10 protein-coding genes are annotated in these 20732 nt (G+C 59.2%); 6 read left to right on the plus strand and 4 right to left on the minus strand.

What is annotated here, in order from left to right:
• Positions 1 to 34 precede the first annotated feature (34 nt).
• From QCE62_RS33130 to QCE62_RS33145, 4 genes are all read right to left on the minus strand, one after another.
• Entirely contained in the window at positions 35 to 5437 is a 5403-nt protein-coding gene (locus tag QCE62_RS33130) for a hypothetical protein (protein WP_309927215.1), read from the minus strand.
• Between the two features lie 49 nt (positions 5438 to 5486).
• Positions 5487 to 9428, minus strand: a complete 3942-nt coding sequence (locus tag QCE62_RS33135; protein WP_309927218.1) for a hypothetical protein — start codon at positions 9426 to 9428, stop codon at positions 5487 to 5489.
• A 429-nt stretch (positions 9429 to 9857) separates the two neighbouring features.
• On the minus strand, positions 9858 to 11219 hold the full coding sequence (locus QCE62_RS33140; protein ID WP_309927219.1) for a hemolysin family protein: 1362 nt from the start codon (positions 11217 to 11219) through the stop codon (positions 9858 to 9860).
• Positions 11220 to 11280: 61 nt separating this feature from the next.
• Positions 11281 to 12399 carry a sensor histidine kinase gene (locus tag QCE62_RS33145; protein WP_309927221.1) on the minus strand — a complete coding sequence of 373 codons (1119 nt, stop codon included), beginning with the start codon at positions 12397 to 12399 and terminating at the stop codon, positions 11281 to 11283.
• Between the two features lie 708 nt (positions 12400 to 13107).
• Here QCE62_RS33145 and QCE62_RS33150 point away from each other — a divergent pair.
• The 6 genes from QCE62_RS33150 to QCE62_RS33175 all read left to right on the plus strand — a co-directional run bounded on the left by QCE62_RS33150 (position 13108) and on the right by QCE62_RS33175 (position 20715).
• Positions 13108 to 14193 carry a glycosyltransferase family 2 protein gene (locus QCE62_RS33150; protein WP_309821116.1) on the plus strand — a complete coding sequence of 362 codons (1086 nt, stop codon included), beginning with the start codon at positions 13108 to 13110 and terminating at the stop codon, positions 14191 to 14193.
• Between the two features lie 26 nt (positions 14194 to 14219).
• Positions 14220 to 15722 (plus strand): N,N-dimethylformamidase beta subunit family domain-containing protein, encoded by a 1503-nt coding sequence (locus QCE62_RS33155; RefSeq protein ID WP_309927223.1) that lies wholly within the window; start codon positions 14220 to 14222, stop codon positions 15720 to 15722.
• 423 nt (positions 15723 to 16145) lie between these two features.
• Positions 16146 to 17417: a flippase gene (locus QCE62_RS33160; RefSeq protein ID WP_309927565.1), complete on the plus strand. Its 1272-nt coding sequence runs from the start codon at positions 16146 to 16148 to the stop codon at positions 17415 to 17417.
• Positions 17418 to 17724: 307 nt separating this feature from the next.
• Positions 17725 to 17886, plus strand: coding sequence for a hypothetical protein (locus QCE62_RS33165; protein WP_309927225.1), 162 nt, complete (start codon positions 17725 to 17727; stop codon positions 17884 to 17886).
• Positions 17887 to 18467: 581 nt separating this feature from the next.
• A complete protein-coding gene (locus tag QCE62_RS33170) occupies positions 18468 to 19622 on the plus strand; it encodes a glycosyltransferase (protein ID WP_309927227.1) in 1155 nt (384 codons plus the stop codon).
• Between the two features lie 10 nt (positions 19623 to 19632).
• Positions 19633 to 20715: a glycosyltransferase family 1 protein gene (locus QCE62_RS33175; RefSeq protein ID WP_309927229.1), complete on the plus strand. Its 1083-nt coding sequence runs from the start codon at positions 19633 to 19635 to the stop codon at positions 20713 to 20715.
• The last annotated feature ends 17 nt before the right edge of the window (positions 20716 to 20732 follow it).

Genomic DNA, 20732 nt, shown 5'->3' on the forward strand with positions numbered 1-20732 from the left:
GTGCGGTTCGGCGGGCAATCCGGCTTGCGGTGTCTCATTGGAACCACTTCCATAGCAAGGGATCGTTGACCCCCGCCTGTGAGAACCGCGTGGTGAAATCGGCGAATCTCGCCGGATCCGCCTTGATGTCGCTCAGCACGATGACGAGGTAGGAAAACAGATCGGGGTCCGCCGCCCTTGCGGCCGTCGCGCTCTCTCCGGGAGACAGCGTGCGATCTGTTCTGAGCAGGCTGGAGATATCCACGCCCACCTCGTCGCCCGTCGCATTCCATCCCCGCGAACCCGCTTCGACGAACGCCGCTGAAGGTCTTGCGCTTCGCGGCTGTCCCTCGAACAAAAAGATTCCATATGTCTGCGACAGTTGATCGATGAACAACTGTCTGTCTGCATCCGAAAGCGTTGCCAGACGCAGCGGCTCCGACGCCAACAGTGCATCCCACTTTCGAAGGGATCTTCTGTTGCTCGTCGTCGCGACGAATCCTTCCCGGATCACGTTCCGACAGAGCTCGTTCGCTCGCACGAGATACGCTGTGACGTCGTATTGATAGGCCGATACATCAAAGTTATCGTCCCGTATTGCCATCGGTATGATCTCTGACCGCGCAATGAATCGAGTGGGCTCGGTAATCCTGTTTTCGCTGACGAATCCCGGACCTGTTATGGCACCAGCCTGTTGATTGTGATCAGCGTCCACGTCGTTCCCGTTGATCGAAGCGGCCACATCGCGCGTCTGCGCAAGATCGAAAGCCGAGCCCGGCATGGCGGACAGCCACGCTCCTTCCTGATTGTTCAAGTAGGCTACATCGTTTGAAACGCTGACCTGTGCCAGGTATCCGATGATATTCGCCACATTGCTCGCGAAGCTGTGAATGGCCGCCTCACCGGCGTCCTGCCAGAACATCTGAAAGACCTTTTGTACCTTCACTTGAATGTCCGACGCATCGCTCGTCGCGACATTCCGCGCCGAGCGCAGCAGCGTGAGTGCATCGCTCTTTGCACGGCGCAGTTCCTGCACCCTGCTTTTTGCCTGATCCGATGTCCGGTCGACGCCAGGGCCTGCCCACATCGGCGAAACCGAGCCCCCGCCGCCTCTGGGCGATGTGGTTTCGACCCAGTCGGCAAACCTTCGGCGAAGCCATGGTGCAAACGGCGCGGAGTGATTGGATAGAGAGGCCTGGAAGAAATTTGGGTCCCATTCGATTTCGTAATAGTCTTCCTTGACCTTGATGTAGTAGATCGCGTATGGATTCTCGTTGACCGTGACGGTGATCTCGCTTCGGTAGATTTCAGGCCCGACTCGCTGAACTCTTCCCTTTGGCTTCGCCGGCGCTTTCCCCAGCGCCGCAATCTTCGCGGGAAGAATGGTATTGTCCAGGAAGCCTTTGACGAGGTGTATATCCGAAACAATCTCGAATGGAGACCGGGGCATGATAAGCAGTCGGTTCTTTGAAATCAGCCCCCTGAAATTGAGCGTCAGTGTATTGAACGGAAAGCTGAAGGGAAAGAACAGCTCATAAAGCATGCTGACAACCTCTCGGCCAACTTTCAGCATCGCCTTTTTCGGTATCTGGGCGGTCACGTGATTGATCAACTGACGTCCGTGCAAGCCAGTGCGTATGCCAAGCGTCCACATCGACATTGGCCTGATTCCCTTGACGATCTGAGCCGTGGCCTGAGCGCTGGGAATAACGGTCAGAAGAAGGGAGGTGACGTCCACGAGAATCGCGAACGGATCGACCCTGTAGTTCTTGTCCAGACTGGCTTTGCGGACTTCGCTATAGAACAATACGAAGAAACCGATCCACTTGTCTGTCTGCGAGAGTTCAAGCATTGAGGTGTAAAGCAGGTCGGTCATGGCGTCCAGGTCCCGCTCCGTTTCCCGAAGCAGATAAGGCACAAGTTCAGTGCCGAGGACAGTACCCTCCGGCACCCTGATCTTTTCTTGCGTGGTGGTGAACTGGTACTCAGGGCCGCCGGATTCCGCCTTGTCGTCTACCTTATACTTGACTTCACCAAAATATACGCTTTGCCCTTTTCCATGGGCCGTGAGATTGGAGAGTGCTTCACCAAGATAAGACTGCATGGCCTTGAGTGCCTCGCCATAGTCTCGTACATCGTTAGCCGACATCGGCATTGCCGGCATCCATTCCATGCCGGTTTTCCACTCGGTAACACTCTTCTCAATCCTGGTGCTCCAACGCTCGGGCAATCCTTCTGTTGTCACGCTTTTTGAAATGAAATAGAACAGACATGAGTTGTCTCTCAGCTTGATGAAATGCGCCCGACTCTTCGCACCGACCCAATCGATGTCCAGATTCACTATGGTCCGGATGTCATACATGTTTTCGTAGCGAAGTTGTACGTTTTCCAACCCGCTTCTGACCAGCACGCCAGCATCGTACGAGAGCCCTGCTTCCCGGTAGCTATCAAACTGTTTCTTGTAGTTTTCGTAACGCTCGTTACCTGAACCCATCAGCGATGACGGCTTGACCTCTGCAAGAGACACATAGGGTTGAGGTTTGCTGGGAAGCACCGCATAAGGGTGCAACATCTGACTTTGTTCCAGGAAGGCAGTGCGCAAGCCCTCGTGATCCTGCTCTCGAATATTGTCGAGACTCTTCGACGTTGTACTGATCGTGTAGATCAATACAGCCAAGAGCGCAAGATCCGTGTGGCAGAATTCAATTTCGTTCGAATCTTCTTCGTAGATGATGTCCGACGCAAACTGGACACAATCTGTTATATCCGTATAGCGGCCTTTTGGCCGGATCTTTTTGTCTTTTATCTTCTGGCCAACGGCACCAATCAGTTGCTGGAATCTTGATATCTCCGAGTATCGCTTCCACAAGAAATAGCTTGCCGAGTCCGCCTCGGCGTCAGCTGCTTCATTGTTTTCGCCGCGCGGCTTCCTTGATTGCGATCTGAGCGCGACTTCGGCCAGCGCGCCGGAATACTGAGCCCAGAGTGTGCGTTGATTGACGTCGTCACGTTGCGACTTCCAATCGATCGGGAACGAGTATTTCTTTTCGAACGATTTTCCCCTCTCGAGACCCGCTCTGTATGCTTGCCATGTTCTCTTGTAATCGTCTTCCGACCCAAGTTGCTCGCGCCGATCCTTCAAGGCATTCTTCTTTGTTTCCAGCTCCTTGTGTGTCTTTGTCAGCCAGGAGAGATATTTTTTTGCCCAAATCAAGTTATGCGTCTGATCGTTCGACTTGAGCAAGTAGTCCCACAACACCTCGCTCGCCAGTATCAGCTTATCTCCAAAACTTACATCGCTGAAGATCTGGCTTGGCTTCCCCGTCAGAATATGAATCGCTTTCTTCAGGACATCTTTGGTCGTGGTAATCGACTCAGAGAGATTGCCCTGCTGAGCCTCGATATCCTTCAACTCTCCGTCGATTTCCTCAAGTGCGGTGACTGAATTTGTGGGATCCGCTGCGTCGTCCATCGCTGCGGTGTCGATACGTTCCGTGACGTCTTCCCCAGCGAGAATCCTGCTCAACTGAACAAGAACCTGCGGGGAGAATTCAAGATTCGTGAGTCCGGTTTTGACTTCGCGACCAAAAAATGCAAGCAGCTGCGTACTGAGTATCATGACGGATATCCAACTCTCGTCAGAACGGCCTGCTCTGTTTTCTTTTTCAAGGCGGCTCAGGCACACCGACACGATCCGGAGCACTTCCGGCGCATCCATCAATGGACGCCTCGCCCATTGCTTCTCTGCCTCTCCAACCAACCTGACTCCCATCCGTCCTTGAGACATCATGATTTTCAGGCACTCGGTGAGCCATGGCGGGGTGGGCCGCCCTCCCCACTCCGGCGTCCAGTTCCGGTCGTTCAGGCACAACCGCACGTCATACGGGCTCCCATCGCTGAAAGAAACATGAACGACGCCTTCAGATGCATTCTTCCATTCGAATGGCCAGTACTTTCCAGCCAGGAACATCTTGAGTTCCGAAGGCTCGCCAAGGAGATCGTGATACAGGCTTCCGTCCTTCCCAGGCAGCTGTCCCGCGTAGGTATAGGTTCCTTCGCTGCCAAATCTGCGAGCCAGTTCCAACAGCAACGGCGAGGCGCTCGTATTGCTTGCGCCTGCAACCGTGCGCATTCCGTCCAGCATTCCCTGGTCATTCATGATGGACGGCAGCAGTCCCTCCCTTTTACTGAACACCAGGTGCAGCAGGTATGGCTCGTGTTCGAATTCATATCCGATATGCCCGTATAACGCGAGATCGCTGCTTGCAATGGGACCATCTTCATGACTCGATTCCTTCAAGTCGAGTTTTCGATAGCAATCGTCCTTCCGATAGTAGTAGCTCTTGGTCACCACCGTATTCCAGGCACTGTCGACAACCGAAAAGACACCGTGCCCCAGATCTGTACCTCCCCGAAACACCATGCAATTCGGAATTGCGCCTGATACCGCCAATCTGCGATCGATAACCTGGTCGGCAAGTGGTTTCGTGGACGGCAACAACAGCGGTTTAACTGTCCTGCGATGACGTGCAGCGAACCTGTGAAAGGTTTCAAGCGTGTGAAAGACGTGCACTTCACCGTTCGCAAAGACTGCCGGCATCCAGCCTCGAGGTTCATCATAGACAAACAACGTCTTGTCACTATTGGCCTTTCCGTGAGTGACGTGTCCCGCCGCGGTGTACAACGCTTGCCGTCCCGATCCGGACGGCGTCAGCCTCCACCATGTAATCGGCCAATACGCCTTGTTTGCCTTGACCAGATTTCCAGACTGCGGTGTCCAGAACAGGCGTTTGGGGTCGGCAACATTTCTTCTTGCGGGTTTTCCAGCTCCCGAATAAGCTGCAGATCCATCCGCCGCTTGCAGAAACGCGTTGAGCCAATAGCTCGGAGAGCTTTTCGGGTTCTGTGCCTCGGCATGTTCAAAGTAATTCAGGGGCGCTTCCGGCGTTATCTCGGGATAAGTTCCGCTGTTCCACTGTTGAGAGAAACGCCATCCCAATGACTCGCTATACACCACCGCTCTGGGGGTGCCTGCTCGCAGCAAGAGATTCGCCATATGGGTGATCGAAGGCTCGATCTGGAAAGGATCTTCTTCGAAGCTCACCCGCTGCGGCCTGGTGATCTTGTGGTTCTTGGCATTGACGACAATGTAGTACGCCCCCCCGGAACAGACGCAGAGCACGTGGTCAATGCTTCCTGGCATCGTGACGAAATCATCACCGAGATCCCATCCGGTTTCTTGATCCAGGAACAGTTCGAGTTCGGAACGATTGCCCTGCGTTTCCCAATCTTCCAATGCGCGCTTTTCCAGCGGATGCGGCGTTTCCAAACCAGTCGGAGCCGCGCTGTCGGACAGCGTGACAGAGGTCTGTGTGGGCGGAACTTCGACGTTGTCGTTCGAAGGCTCGGGTTCACTCCGATACCATAAGCGTCCCCATCCCCAGCTTCCCAGGATCACGAGCCCGCCCGATACGAGAAGTGCGACGCCCGCATACTTCGCGACGCGATCACATGCTGCCGGAGTCGGCGCGGATCCCGAAAAAAACGAGAGGCATTTCAACAATCTGGGATGCGTCTGTTGCCAACGGTCTCAGCGAGACCGCATCGGCATGGTCTGTCTGAACTCGATCTTTTCTATTGCAGACTTGCGACACGACGTTCAGTGGCAGGTTGAACATCCGATTGAAACCCTGCCTCCGGTTCACGGATACGTCCTGTCGAGGCAGACCCGGCTCCTCAAACGGTGACCGGGACGTGTACCAGTAATAGGTAAGTGACAGCAGGCCGAGCACCGACAGTCCGACACCCATGCCGATTGCCGTCCAGGGTAATGTGGGCTGCGAAAGTGCCCGTACCGCCGCTTCGAGCTGCTCGCAAGTAAGCTGGAAGTCTGGGAGTGCATTCCTCAAAGCGTCGGCATCTTCGTATTCGCAGGTGCCTGACTCAATGACGTCCAACAGCGCTTGAACTTCTCGCAGGAGGGACTCGGCTTCGATGCGTGCCTGTTCCTCGGTTGCGCCATCGTCCGCACCCCCATGCATTTTGTGGATAGCTGTGATGAGCCAGTGCCCATCACGGAAAACAATGGCGGGGCCGGTAGAGTGTCCAGCGTCCATCGAGTCATCCGGCTTCACGAGACGGATGATCGAGAAGTGGTTATCGAATGCAATGCCGAACGTTTTGCCTTCTACCCGGATATAACGTCTGACCCCCTTGTAGTAGAGGCCCCGAGGGTCCGGCTCGCCCTCCGCTGTGATTACCCTGTCCTCTTCCGACAACGCAACATCGCGATGCTCGTATTCAGTTGCCAAGCCCCATTCCGACAACCTGGTTTCATTCGGCTGCGCACCGTGTAGTCGCGCGATTGCGCTGCTGATCAAGGGTAACTGGAGCCTCTCTGCTGCCCGTTTGAGTAGAGGGCCAGCCACGCGCCCCAATTTTGGAGCCAGCGCGATCCACGCCGCGTACTGTGAATCCGCCCGGGGAAAAAGGAAATCAGCCTTGACGCCATGTCCTGTTTCTCCAATCAAGCGAGGTTCGACAAGACGGTTAAATCCGTTCCGAAGCGAAGTCGCCACCTGGTTTGCAAGCGCTTTTCTCAACCGAAAGACAGGCGGCGCATTGCTCTCCGCCAGCATCGAACTCAGCTTGGCGCTCCATTCGAACCACGTATCCGCCTCCGGCAGTTCACGCTTCACGAGCATTCTTGCTTCGTAGAGATCGGAGAGCAACGGAGCGAGCGTGGCAAGCGGTCCGGCCCATTCATGACCGTGTGCCCGCAGTGTCTCGAGCGTGGCGGCAAGCGTCCGCTGTCGCTCTACGCGCTCTGCTTCGCCGGCGAACAGCAGCAGATACACGTCCAGGGCGAGATGAACCTCCCAGATGCGTTGACCCATCCCCTCCAGGATGTTCATACCCGCGCGTATCGATCCCTCCAGCGCCGGAGACGTCGAGGCGAATCGCTTGAGCCGCTCCTTGATTTCCATGGCGTTCGGGCGACCGTTGAGAAAATCTCGAGCAAGCGTCGTTGCGAGGTCTTTGTATGACTGTTGTTCCCGTCCCGACGGCGCATTCGCATCGTCAGTCAGAAGCGTCCATAGCATTGGCCTGAAAATGATCGAATACAAGGCGTCTGCAAGTAGCGCCATGCCTGGATTCGCCGCGATGAGCGATCTCGCCATCGCGCTCCGGACCATGCCCTCGAGTGCCTGAAGGACCGCCTCCACGGTGCGTTGGCGAGTCGCCGCATCCGGGTCGCTCAATGCCATACCCAGGCCAATGCCCTGCTCCACCACGGTTCCGACACCGTAGAGCACCGTGTTGTCGACGTAGAACAAGCCAGCGGACAGCGCTTGCCGTGCAACGCCAACGGCTTCGCGAGAACACAATGCCGAATGGACACTGGACACCGTCAGGTTGTTGCTGTTGATCAACGGCAGGAGGCGCTTCAACAGCATGAGTGCAGCATCGTTCTGGATCAAAGCGCTTTGCCAGCGCTTCATTCTGTCTCCGTCGGCACCCATCAGCAGTTGCAGCGTATCCGCTTTGACGAGGTGTTCCCGCACCCATACACGCTGACTGTCCCAGGACCCCAAGGCCGGAAAGCGAACGATCTCGCGGTACAGCTTGATGGCGTTCTGCGCAGCCTCCTTATGTCGAGCAGGCACGCCTGACAGAACCAGTTTCCCGGCATCGGGATGACCGAGCCATCTCACCAGCGCGCCGAGCTTCCCGACCTTCGAGACCGCGTCCGCCGAATCGAGCCTGTGCGCGCTTCGGTCCGGCTCCAGCGATTGCAGGATCGAGTCGGCCAGGCCCGAAACCTCTTCAAGCGACTCGGAGAGCGCAGTCCCGGTGCCCCTCATGTTCATGAAGTCGCGCAAGAATGTTTCGAACGTGGCTTCGTGATGAAGCTGCTTCTCCAGCAGACCTGCAATGTCCAGCGCCTGTGAAATCGTTTCGATCACGCGTGCAATGTGCATGCTCGCTTCGACACCCATCGACTTCCGCACTAAGGGACGTTCCACAAGCTCCTTCAATGCGTCCAGCCCTTTCGCGATCTGCTCCATCATCTGCTGTTGCGTGTCCATGGAACCGAAAGACAGCGCGGTTGCAAGTGTGTCAAGCGTCTGGGGCACATCGACGAGATCCGGGCGGATATCCTCCGGGATCAGCGTGGACTGCGATATCAGGCGAGCAAGGCGCTTGAGCTTCTTCAGTAGCGGCACGTCGCGGTCGACCTCCGCGACCAGGCGCCCATGGATTCCCCGACGGTAGCCGAAGCTTTCGCCCAGCCCAGCAAGCACTTGTGTGGCCAGCCCAAGCGATCCGGCGAGCCGTTCGCCGAGCAACTGCCTCATGGTGGACAGGTCAAGCGCCGCACTGACCTGCGCCAGCGCATCCATCGCAGTTTCGGCTGTCAGCGTGCCGCTCAGAACGACACGAAGGTTGGTCAAGTCTTTGCACCATTGGCTGATCTGGATGGCGACATCAGGACCCGGACCGCATGAAGGGGAAGACCCTTGCATGTCGATCAAGCCCTCCGCAATCAGCGCTTTAATGCCCAGCAACGCCTCGGAAACGCTGCGTACCGTGCCCAATTTCTCGAAGTGCTCGCGTAGCCGACCCATCTTGTCGCGATAGGCCGGCCAAAACTTGCTCTCAACCGGCAAGTCGTGGAGAAAGTTCTGCAGCGGCCTGGGCAATCCGGATGCGCTCCTTGCAATCTCGGACCGGAGTGCGTCAATCGCGTCGGGACCGCCGCTTTCCGCCGCTTTGCACCGGCTTTCGAAACACTGGATAGCTTGCAAGGATGTCGTGAACTGTTTCTGAGCCTCGGCTGCATAAGCAATCCACCTGCTGGCAGCATCCGGTAGCGCAAAGGCCGTGTTCTCGTCTCGAGCGAGCGCGGACCAGAGCAGTCCAGCCTTGTCGTGCCACGCGAGATCGGGATTGTCGATCGTCTGCCGAAGCGACAGGCAAAGATGCCAGAGCCGATCCACCTGATCGAGCGCGTCGCATGTCGCGGCGACTTTCGAGCGCATTGCTTCAGGGAGCAATGGCGCGCACCTGCGCATGAAAGCACTCAGGTCTTCGAGAATCCGGGTCCAGTCTTCTTCTTCGGATGAGCGGAGCCGCGCGTACATGCGTTGCAGGTCGCCATAGGCACCTTCCATGTCGCGATAGCCTGCAAAGAGCGCCGTCACGATTTCGAACGCCATTTGCCCCGCCAACGGCATCAGAATTTCGATGAAGCCGCCCTGCGCGCCGACAGGTAGATCAGCACTGCCCTCGTCCGCGTCCTGATCCGATTCGTGGCTTTCAGTCGAGGCATGACCGAACACACCATGCGTTGCACTTTCGGGAACAGTTCGACGCCTGCTGCGCCGAGCTCCAAGCGATGCTGCATTTTTCGGGCGTGTCTCTTCATCGACTTTGGCTTGCGGCATGAATTGCGCTCCCACGCAGCTAACAGACGGCAGGTCCCGAGCGAGCATCACGTCAAGCGCGCCAAGGAGATTCCGGGGGCGCAAGGCAGCCATGGCCGACGTCAGATCGATGGCGCTCGCGTGCGGAAGCATCCTGAGTCGCGCATGCGAATCACGCTTGGACAAGAGATGAGAGACTCGTGCTGAGCCGCGAAGACTGAGCGATGCCGGTCAGGGTATTTCTCGTTCTTATCGTATCCGGACCCTGTCGCATGACTTAACCAGCGACACTATTCGACAATTCGCAGACAAGCACCTGACGGGAAGTACTCTGCGTGCGTGCAGGCGTCAACCGGTCGATGAATCCATCAACCGGCGTGACCGTCGAATGATGTTGAGACCGGATTCAACGGCAAGCGTGCCTATGCGCCATGTCAGAACCTTGCACGCTCACTCCGTTTCTTCGAGCGCTTCTTCTCGTGGATAGACCCGCACCAGCACGATGCGCGGCCCCTTCATCTTCTTCACCACGATATCGAACTGGTCGAACGCCACGCGTTGCCCTTCGCCAGGCAGATCGCCCAGCGCATTGATGACAAGACCCCCGACCGACTCCGCGCGCCCTTCGTCGATATCGATACCCAGCGCCCGTTCCAGCGACACGACAGGCAAGCTGCCCTTGCCCATCAGCGTGCCGTCGTCCATGCGCGACCAGTCCGCATCGCCTTGACGGAACTCGTCGTGGATCTGACCGACGAGCGCGCCGAGCAGGTTGTCGAGTGTGATGAAGCCGATCGGCTTCGCGCCCTTGCGTCCCACGATGGCCAGATGCGGCGCGCCCTTGCGAAAGCGGCGGAACAGTTCGAGCGCCGAGAGGTTCGGCGCCACATACTGCACCGGCCGCACATGACGGGCGAGTTGATCGAGCTTATCGGCGTGCTTCGTGAGATGGAAGTTGAAGCCGCGCCCCTGGCCGTCGCCTGCGAGAAGCAAATCCTTCAAATGAATCATGCCGATCACGCGTTCACCCGACGCATCCGCGAACAGCGGATAGCGCGAGAAGCGATGCCGCGAAATCACGGCGAGGTTATCGCGCATCGGCAGGTCGTTGCGCAAGCCGACCAGTTCGTGCGCGGGGCGCATCAGGTCGGACACGGTCATGCGGCTGAAATCGAGCGAGTGCGCGATGGTATTCCACTCGTCCTCGTTATACGAGGAAGCGCCGCCGTGCCGCCGGCCGCGCAGGATCAGCTTGAGTTCATCCGTCGAGTAATGCGTGTCGTGACCGTGTTCCTCCGACATGCCGAAGAGACGCAAAACGAAGTTGGCACTCGAGTTCAGCACCCAGATGAACGGATACATCAGCCAGTAGAATCCGTACAGCGGCATGGCGAGCCACAGCCCCACCTGTTCCGAGCGGCGGATGGCCCACGACTTCGGCGCGAGTTCGCCCACGACGATGTGCAGGAATGAAATGACCGTGAAGGCGAAGAACAGCGAGATGGAATCGATGAGCTTTTCCGACTCCACGCCAATCAGCGCGAAGAGCGGATGCAGCAAGGTCGCGAAGGCCGGTTCGCCGATCCAGCCGAGACCGAGAGAAGCCAGCGTGATGCCGAGCTGGCAGGCGGACAGATAGGCGTCGAGCTGCCCGTGAACCTTCGCGAGCAGACGGCCCGGCAGGCCGTTGGTCCGCGCGATTGCCTTGACGCGCGTGGGCCGCAGTTTGACGAGCCCGAACTCCGCCGCGACGAAAAAACCATTCAACGCGACGAGCAACAATGCGCCGATCAGCGCAACGACCTGAGCCAAGGCAACTCTCTTCGAAAGTGGAAAGCGTCAGTATAGAGGCGACAGCAAATCGAAAGTAAATTCACATCCCTGCGACAGGAATGCGCACCGACAACGTAACCTCGGCGTTATCCGCGATGTCGCTCTGCTCGAAGCCGCCGCCATGCGCCTCGGACACGCGCTTGCACAAAGCGAGCCCCCACGCGATGCGCCCGCCTTCACGCGGTTCCAGCGCCTGGCGGCGCGCGAACGCTTCGAGCACATGAGGGGAAGCTGTATCGCTGAGCGCCTGCGCCGACGCGGTGAAGCGCACATCGGTCCGCCACATGCTGCCTTCGATGTTGCTGGCCGCCCGTACGGCCGCGCCGGCCGGGCTTGCCTCGGCGGCAAACGCCAGCATCAGCCAGAGCGTTTGCAGAAGGCGCTCTGCATCGCCTTCCACTTGTTCTTCGGCGAGCGGCGTATCCAGTTCGATGGTCACGCCGCGCGCGTTTGCCACACTCGCACGCGCCAACGCCGCGCTTTGCTCCAGCAACGGACGCAAGGCGACCGGCGCGAGCGCGACCTGCAGGGCCTTGGTTTCGGCGCGCGTCGTATCGACGGACCGCTCGATCAGCTTCACCTGCTGCTCGACGCCCGAGCGAATGCCGGCCAGCGCGCGTTGCGCGGCGGGATCGTTCGCGTCGACCTTGCGCTCGAGTACATAACCCCAGCTGTGGATGGCGTTCAGCGGACCACGCAGATCATGCGACACGATGGACAGCACATGATCGCGCATGAAGAGCGCGGCCTCGGCGCGCAGATGCGCCACACGGTCAACGTGTTCTTCACCCCGTTCCGACGCCGACGGCGACACGATCAGCGTGACGCAATCCTGACCCGGCAGCGCGATGATCGCGAAGGAACGCGTCCCGGCGTCCGCGCCGATGCTCACCTGCGCGCGACGCGTGCCGTTGCCGGCCAGCGCGGCGTCGGCGACTTCGCCGAGCACGGCGGCAAGCGGACCGGGCAACGGCGTTTCCGCCAGCGTACGGCCGTTCAGTGAAGCGGAATCCAGATCGAAGAGATGAGCAAAGACGGCGTCGGCCGACAGGCACCGCTGAGCGGCGTCGAGCACCAGCACGCCGTCGTTACCTGCAACGGCCGCGTCGAAGGTCCGGGCGCCGCCCGGTTCGACCGTACTGGAAAAAGACGTTGTCACGGTTAGGGTCCTTGCTATTGGGCTGATGCGGTTGATGTCAAGGGAAGGCAACGCTTCGCAACGACGCTGAAGACATGCGGATCATGAAGGCAGACGGCTTTCATGAATGGATTCTGCAAGTCATTATATGTGAGTGCCTCCTGTGCATGCTGCCGCCCTCCGTGCTCGTTTCCCGTCTGAAGCCAACGCGCAAACGTTACACGTCATCACGTTGTGCGCTGCACCGGTTTCAGCGGACAAGCTTCCAGTCCGTAAGAACCGGACGCTTCGGGCTCGCAGCATGTTTCGCTCCTGACATAAAGCGGCGTTACTCGTCTTGCAAATTTTTAAACACGCGTTACAAATTCGCGGGTTATCTGTTTTGATATAACCACAGCAGGCAATTAATCAATGCGCGTATGCGGATCTCGAGCGGCGCCCGCAAACGCAATGGCGACGGGGCATTGCGCGTATCGATGAGTGAATGGAACTGTTTTGAACGGGATAAGCGCTTGAACCGGCTTGGCGTCCGCTTCCAAATATGCGCCGTCGCGCAAATAAAAAAATAAATCGGCAGCCGCGAATTTCCATGCGTGCGTACGCGAACATTCCCGGCTTACAACTCCCTATAGCATTCCACCTGACCAATGACGCATTGGACAGCCGGCGCGCATGAACCGGCCTCTGCCACGGTGGCCTCAATACCAACACTAACCGGTGACACGAGCTATGACACGCGTCCACAACGGTACTCGCAAGACCCTGCTGTCGGTGATCATTCCCGCGTATAACGTGGAGCATTTCATCGCCGCCTCGCTGGCGTCCGCGCTCTCGCAACCGCGCTCGGAGGAGATCGAGCTCATCGTCATCGACGACGGTTCCACCGATCACACGCTCGAACGCATTCTCGACGTGCAGCGCACGGAGCTGGGCCGCAACATCCGCGTGATCCATCAGGAGAACCGCGGCGTGTCCGCCGCGCGCAATCGCGCGATCGCCGAAGCAACGTCGCCCTACATCGGCTTCCTCGATTCGGACGATGTCTGGTCCGAGGACTTCACGCAGAAGATCATGCCGCTGCTGGACCAGAACGTCGCCGACATCATCGAGTTCAATGTCGGGATCATCAATTCGGCAGGCAAGGTGATCGACAAGGTGCAGCTGATCGATCCCGCGACCGTCGGCACGCGTCCGTGCAATCTCGACGCGCTGCTCGACTTCGCCCGCGTGTATCAGGTCTTTCCGGCGGCGCGCGTGTACCGGCGTGCGCTGTGGGACGGCATCGAGTTTCCCGCAGGCCGCGTGTATGAAGATGCCGCGGCCATCCCGCTCGTCTATGCGCGCGCCAGCACGCTGTTCCGTCTCGCGGACAATCTCTACTTCTATCGGCGCCGCGCCGGCAGCATCACGACGAGAGCGACGCCCTATACGGTCACGTCGCTCACGATCTGCGCGGAAGAGACCATGGAACGCTGCAATGGCGGCCCGCTCGATGCCTTCTGGCTCGCGATGTTCCACAAGGTCTTCTCGTACGCGTGCCATCAGGCGGCGCGTGTCGATGCAAGTGCGTTCGCCGAAGCCATCCGGACCGTCGAGGCCACCGCTGCGCACTATCGCGCGTTTGCGGCGAATCGGCGGGATACGCCCAGTGAGTTGTTGTTCCACAAGAAGATCGTCGCGGATCGCCGCTGGTTCCAGGCCAAGCGCGTGGTCAAGCGGGTACTCGGACTCGAACTGCGTCCGCCTGCCGCGCCGGCGCGCGCCGTGCCGTCCGCCAATCTGCGCGGGCGTCCGTCCGCGGGCAGCCAACAATGATAAAAATGCCGTAAGGGGCCTTCAGCATGCAGATCTACCCGAAGAGGCCCGGCTTCACCGCGGGCGAGTCGTTCGAACTCGCGGTGCAGCCGGGTTCGCGTTTTTCTGTCGCGATCTATCACCAGGGCAATGACGAAACGCTGACCAGCATGGGCGGCATCGTCGTGCAGCCGGGCGGCGCCGTGCAGGCGCAGTTGCAGAACGGCAGATACGTGTTCCAGTCGCCGGGCCGCACGGGACGGCCGCGTCACGATGAAGACTGGAACTGGCCGACCATCTCAATCAGGCCGAATGCCGACGACATCGAAAGCGGCGCGTACGTTGCGATCGCCTATGAAGTGGGCGCGAACGGCGAGCCGCGCGACGAACTCGGCCGGCGCGCGGCCGCGCACAAGCCCATCTTCGCGGGACCGCCCGCTTCGGACAGCATGGCGCTCGTCATCGCGCGGCCACGCAAGCCGTCGGCGGAGATTGCGTACATCGTGCCGATCAACACGTACCACGCCTATAACTCGATGGGCGGCGGCTGTTATTACGGCGACCCGATCCACCGCACGCATCCGCAGACCACCGTGAGCGTCCAGCGCCCCGGCGGCGGGCTTGGCGCGCAACTGGGCGAGCCGACCGATCCTTATGATCCGCGCTCGCCGCGCCAGCAGTTCACACACTGGGATGCGAAGTTCATTCGCTGGCTGCGCGCGGAAGGCATCGCATGCGACTTCTATACCGATCACGATCTGCATCGCGGCACGGATCTGAAGCTCGAGAACTATCGCTGCATGTTGAGCGTCGGGCATCACGAATACTGGTCGACGCAGATGCGCGAGCGCGTGGCGCAATTCATCGCGCAAGGCGGCAATCTCGCGATCTTCAGCGGCAATACCTGCTTCCGTCCCATCGACTTCGGCGACGCGCCGATCGACGGCGACTATACGGTGATGAACCGGCTCGGCGAGAAATGGCCGGGTTATGACGAGTCCAACCTGATCGGCCTGAGCTACGCCTATGGCGGCGGCAAGTACGGCGTGTGGAAGCGTTTGCGCGGCGGCTGGATCAAGCGCGAACGCGAGGCGATCGGATATACCGTGCGGCAGGCGGACCATTGGATCTTCGCGGGTACGGGCCTCGTCGATGGGCAGACCTTCGGCGCGCAGGACCGCCTGGTGGGCTATGAGGTGGATGGCGTGCCGCCCGAGCCGAATGGCTTCGTGACGCTTGCGGACACGGTGCAGCTGACCGGATGGGACATGGGCGGCGTCGGCGCGATGGGCGTGTTCCAGCCCGATCGCAACGGAGGTCCGCAACAAGGCCTCGTCTTCAACGGCGGCACGACCGACTGGCCGCGCGTGCTGATGGACCCGGAAGCGGAGAGCCGTGTCATCGTCGATCAGATCACGCGCAACGTCGTGCGCCGCTTCATCGGTTTGCAGCCACGCGTGATTGCGCGCATGGACGTGGGAGCGGATGAGCCGTCGAAAGGGGTTGCAGCGTTGGCAAGAGACGGTGCCCTCAACGGCGCCCTCGCCTGAGCGGAAGCCCCCAGACTTCGCTGGTTTGCTGCCCGCACCCTGACAGTCCTAACAGGGTTGTGCCGGATTTTCAATCGCTCAAAATCGTTGCGACTCCGGCATTGCGTGGGCCAACCCACTGATGATTGCGGCCGCGGCCTGTCAAATGCATACGGTAGTACAAGTCGCGTCGTCACCGGGCAAGCGAGTGCTCGGAACCGGTGCGTTTCGTGCTGTATCCGTCCATTCGACCTGAACAGCGTGCGGGCATGCAGACATGCTTTCATTGCATGCTGCATTGACGGCGCGGCGTACAAGCGAAACTATTCGCCTGTGGCGCTGTCATGTTTAGGCCCACCGCTCAGGCGCAAACGCACGACGTTTGCAGCCTTTGCCCCTCAGTCATCAAGATCACGCACAGCTCCAAGCCGGGAAAACCGTTCAATGGCTTCATTCAAGAAGAACTTTACGATTTTGATGACGCTGCAGGTATCCACCTACCTTGCACCGCTCTTGACGTTGCCGTGGCTCGCACGCGTGCTGGGGCCAAGCGAATATGGACGCCTTTCGTTCGGCCTCGCATTTACCGCATATTTCATTTCACTCACGAATTACAGCTTCTCTCTTACCGCTACGCCGAAGGTCTCGATCAATCGTGGAGACCGCGCGTTGCGTTCGCAGGTCTTCTGGGAAACGATCCTCACGCAGGCTGCACTGGCCGTCGCCGGCCTGGTCGTCCTGATCGTGCTGACCTCCGTCATTCCTTATCTCGAAGAGAATCGCGAGCTACTGTTGCTCGGCTACGGCCAGGCCATCGGCGCCATGCTGATTCCGACGTGGTACTTCCAGGGCATCGAAGACCTGGGGATGCTGAGCGGCTTCGTCTTCGTAGGCCGCGCGCTCAGCATTCCGGCGATGTATCTGTTCGTGCGCCAGCACGACGATGTCTATATCGCGATGGCCGTGAATGCGCTTGTCCCACTTTTGTCGGGTGTCGCAATTTGCATTTATTTGTATTTTCGACACGAGCTCGATTTCGTCAGAGTGTCGTTCAAGACCATTGTCGAACGTCTGAAGGAAGGCTGGAGCGTGTTCATTGCGACGTCGCTGGTGGATATCTACGCCTCGAGCAACATCGTGCTGCTGACCTTCATCTCCGGTAACGTGGCGGCCGGCTACTTCGCTGCCGGCGACAAATTGATCCGCGCGGCATTGAATATGCTTCAGCCGCTCAAGACCGCTGCTTATCCCCGTGTCAGCTTCCTCATGCACCACGCAAAGGATGATGCGTTTGCGTTCTTGCGCAAGATGTTCGTGTTGCAAGGCTCGATCGTCTCGCTCATATCAGTCTGCATCTTCTTCGCGGCTCCGCTTGCAGTAAAGCTCTTGTATGGTCCGCAGTTCTTGCCTACGGTAGAAGTGCTGCGCTGGATGGCGTTCGTGCCGCTCATGGCCGGACTGTCGGATCTCTTCGGCGTTCAGACGATGCTTCCGCTCGGCATGAAGAGCCACTTCAGCCGTGTGCTGATCGGTTCGGCGGTGCTGAACTTCGCGTTGCTTGCCGTGCTGGCGAAGCTTTTCGGCGAGCAGGGCGCCGCAGCCACGGTGCTGATCGTGGAGACCTGCGTCGCAGGCGCGATGGCCCTTACGCTGCATCTGCAGAAGGTGCCGTTCCTGCGCCGGCCCATCACCGAAGGCGCGGGATCGGGCACGTGATCGCGTTATGTGACCTGCCTCTCCTAAGCCGCCGAGTTACACGGTCGAGCGCACGTAATGGCTAAAACAGTGCGTGCTATAAAAGCATCAAGTGTGTCGTGCAGGTTATGGAAGGCATTGGGCCAGCAGTGTGAATGACTGCCCCTCAATGAAGAATCCGTGCGCGGCGTTGGTGCGGCGCAGCGCTTTCGATAGCGACCTACTCCAAAAGTTGCATGCTTGTATGTGGAGCAGCGCACGGACCAGAGCGAGTCGAGTCGATATCGTATTGGTACGAACAGTTATTTAATTAAGTGAGCGGTCCGACATGGAATCAGAGGATACGTCGATCGAGCGTGTGCAGAAGCTGGTCGAACAGGCGCAGAGCCTGCGCATGCAATCGGTCGCGGTCCCGCTAAAGGATCTGCGCATGCTTCTGCAGGTCTGTGAAGCGGTGATCGCTCAGCAGAATTCTTCCACCGCCAAATAACGGCGATGAAGAAAGTAATGAAACAGCCATATCAGCAGAGTAAAGCTTTGTGTTGATGGGTCCTGAGCACGGGCTCAAGGAAAGTGCTCAGGCCGTTCCGAAAGGCACGGCTTCGAGAAGTCAAAAATATGATTGATCAATCGGGCTTTACGTCTCGCGGCAGGTGGTCGTAATCAGACGGCCGACCTGCGCCTTATCGGCGCGACGCGAAACAATTTTCGCAAAGACCGGTATCAAGGCGTCTTCCGGGCCTGCTCAGGCTGGCCCAGAGGCTCCTGGAATCCAGGCTTGGGGAGCAAGCTCGACGGGGTTTCTCGCGGAGGTCGTCGCGAGGAACGAGTAATGCTTGGGTCGGAGCGCGTGGCACGAATGGATCGGTTTGTTTTACGGTCCATTAGTACTCCAACGCGCACATTACCGGATTCTTTAATGTGCTCTTTGCAGGTGGGCTAGCGCCCGCCCACCTTGCATGCATTCGGCGTGCTTGAAAGTGTGATGTCCTTAACTGATAACGATTAGGCCGCTTCCTTCTCATGCGGTCGCCGCGGGCGCTCGGCGACACGCCAAACGATGAGTTCAATATGAAAGAGATCGTACATATAACCGAGGCTTTCGGAGGCGGAGTTCTGTCAATGCTGACGCAGCTTTCCAATCGCGCAGCGGCCGCTGGAGTCGGCGTAACGATCCTTCATTCGATCCGGCAGGAAACACCGATTAACTTTTCCAAGCTCTTTCATCCGGCCGTCAAGCTTACCTACGTCAGCATGTTCCGCGAAGTAAGCGTCAAGAACGACTGGACCAGCTTGTGGAACCTGGTGCGCAAGCTCAAGGAACTCGATCCTTCGGTCGTGCATCTGCATTCGTCGAAGGCCGGCGTGCTGGGCCGCGCCGCCGCACGCATTGCCGCGCCGCGTGCCCGCGTGTTCTATTCGCCGCATGGCCTGGCGTTCCTGCGGCGCGATGTCTCGCCCGTCAAGCAGTTTGCCTATCTGAGCTTCGAGCGCATCGCCGCTCGCATGGGCGGCACCATCGTCGCGTGTTCGAAGAGCGAGCTGAGCGAGATCGAAACTCGAATGGGTGCGCGCGAGGCGCGCATGATCGAGAACGGCGTGAACGTTCCTGAGATTCCGCCGCGCATCGAGCGCAATCCCGGCGATGTCGTCGTCGGCATGAGCGGTCGCGCTTCTTATCAAAAGAACCATCAGGCATTCGTGAAGCTCGCCACCGACCTGAGCGGTCCGTCGGTCAAGTTCCTGTGGATCGGCGGCAATCTCGAGGAGCTGCCGGGTCAGATGCCGAGCGGCGCCGTCACGTGCAGCGGCTGGGTCACGCGCGAACGCGCACTCGAACTGACCTCCGAACTCGACATCTACGTGCAGACCTCGCGCTGGGAAGGCATGCCGATCGCGCTGATCGAAGCACAGGTCGCGGGCATTCCCGCCGTCGTGACCGACGTGGTCGGCAACCGCGATGTCGTGCAACACGGCGTGACGGGCTTCGTTGCATCGAGCGTGGAGGACATGGCCAGGTACGTTGCCATGCTGCGCGACGACCCCGCATTGCGCGCCCGCATGGGCGCTGCATCGAGGGAATCCGCCAGCAAGCGCTTCTCGATGGACGCCATCTTCCGTCAGTGGCTCTCGGTCTACCAGCTCGGCTCCGACCGGCCCACGCGCGAGCCGCTCGCCTCCAAAGAGGCAGCCTCGTATGAAACCAGCTCCGACTCCCAGTTCTGACGCCTCTCCCATGGACACTTCCATCGCTACGAACAAGCTTGTCTATAACGGACGCTTCACGAGCCAGAAAACCACCGGCGTCCAGCGCGTCGCGCGCGAACTCGTCGCGGCGCTCGGACAACTGCCGCAGGGTTCGCATGTGACGCTCGCCGTGCCGCCGCAAACCGGTCTGGATCCCGTCGATGGCGTCGAGACCGTCAAGCTCGGCTTCGGCAAGGGCGTCTTCTGGGAGCAGCTCGTATTGCCGCTGTTCGCAGGACGTTCGCGCATCGTGAATCTGTCGAATTCCGGCTCGATCTTTCGAGCGAACCAGATCATCTACATGCACGATGCCGCGGTGTTCGACACCCCGTCGCATTTCTCGTGGAAGTTTCGCACCTGGTATCACGTGATGTTCTGGATCCTCGCGCGTACCTCGAGTTGCGTGCTGACCAATTCGAAGTTCTCGCGCGATCGCCTGGCGCATCATGTGGGCGTGCCCGCGGAGCGCATCGGCGTCGTGCCGCTCGCGGCGGATCATCTCGATCACATCACGCCGGATACGTCGGTGCTCGACGAACTCAAGCTCACGAAGAACCGCTATGTGCTAGCCGTGAGCAGCATGAATCCGACCAAGAATTTCAAGCGGCTGGTCGAGGCTTTCATGCGCCTGAACGATCCGTCGATCGATCTCGTGATCGTCGGCATGAAGAACGCCACGATCTTCGGCAAGGCCCAGGACCTGTCGAGCGCGCCCAACATCAAGCAGGCGGGCTATGTGAGCGACCATCGGCTCCGGGCGCTTTATCAACATGCCGCATGCTTCCTCTATCCTTCCATCTATGAAGGCTTCGGCATTCCGCCGCTGGAAGCCATGCGCAACGGCTGTCCGACGCTCGTCGGCCGTGCCGCTGCCCTGCCGGAAACCTGCGGCGACGCCTCGGTGTACTGCGATCCCTATTCGGTCGATGACATCGCGGGCAAGCTGCGCGAACTGCTCGACTCACCCACGCTGAGCGAAGAGTTGCGCCGGCGCGGTCTCGCGCACGCCGAACGTTTCCGCTGGACGGAGAGCGCGCGTCTGCTCAAGCAGTTCATCGACAAGCCGCAATGACGGGCGCACGCGCGCTG

Origin of the sequence: Caballeronia sp. LZ033 (genome assembly GCF_031451265.1) — a bacterium.
In the GTDB taxonomy this organism is placed as follows: Bacteria; Pseudomonadota; Gammaproteobacteria; order Burkholderiales; family Burkholderiaceae; genus Caballeronia.

Bases quoted from the DNA above. Each gene is read 5' to 3' on its own strand.
- QCE62_RS33150 (WP_309821116.1), top strand. From the start codon at position 13,108: ATGACACGCGTCCACAACGGTACTCGCAAGACCCTGCTGTCGGTGATC.
- QCE62_RS33155 (WP_309927223.1), top strand. From the start codon at position 14,220: ATGCAGATCTACCCGAAGAGGCCCGGCTTCACCGCGGGCGAGTCGTTC.
- QCE62_RS33160 (WP_309927565.1), top strand. From the start codon at position 16,146: ATGGCTTCATTCAAGAAGAACTTTACGATTTTGATGACGCTGCAGGTA.
- QCE62_RS33175 (WP_309927229.1), top strand. From the start codon at position 19,633: ATGGACACTTCCATCGCTACGAACAAGCTTGTCTATAACGGACGCTTC.
- QCE62_RS33135 (WP_309927218.1), bottom strand. From the start codon at position 9,428: ATGCCGCAAGCCAAAGTCGATGAAGAGACACGCCCGAAAAATGCAGCA.
- QCE62_RS33165 (WP_309927225.1), top strand. From the start codon at position 17,725: ATGGAATCAGAGGATACGTCGATCGAGCGTGTGCAGAAGCTGGTCGAA.
- QCE62_RS33170 (WP_309927227.1), top strand. From the start codon at position 18,468: ATGAAAGAGATCGTACATATAACCGAGGCTTTCGGAGGCGGAGTTCTG.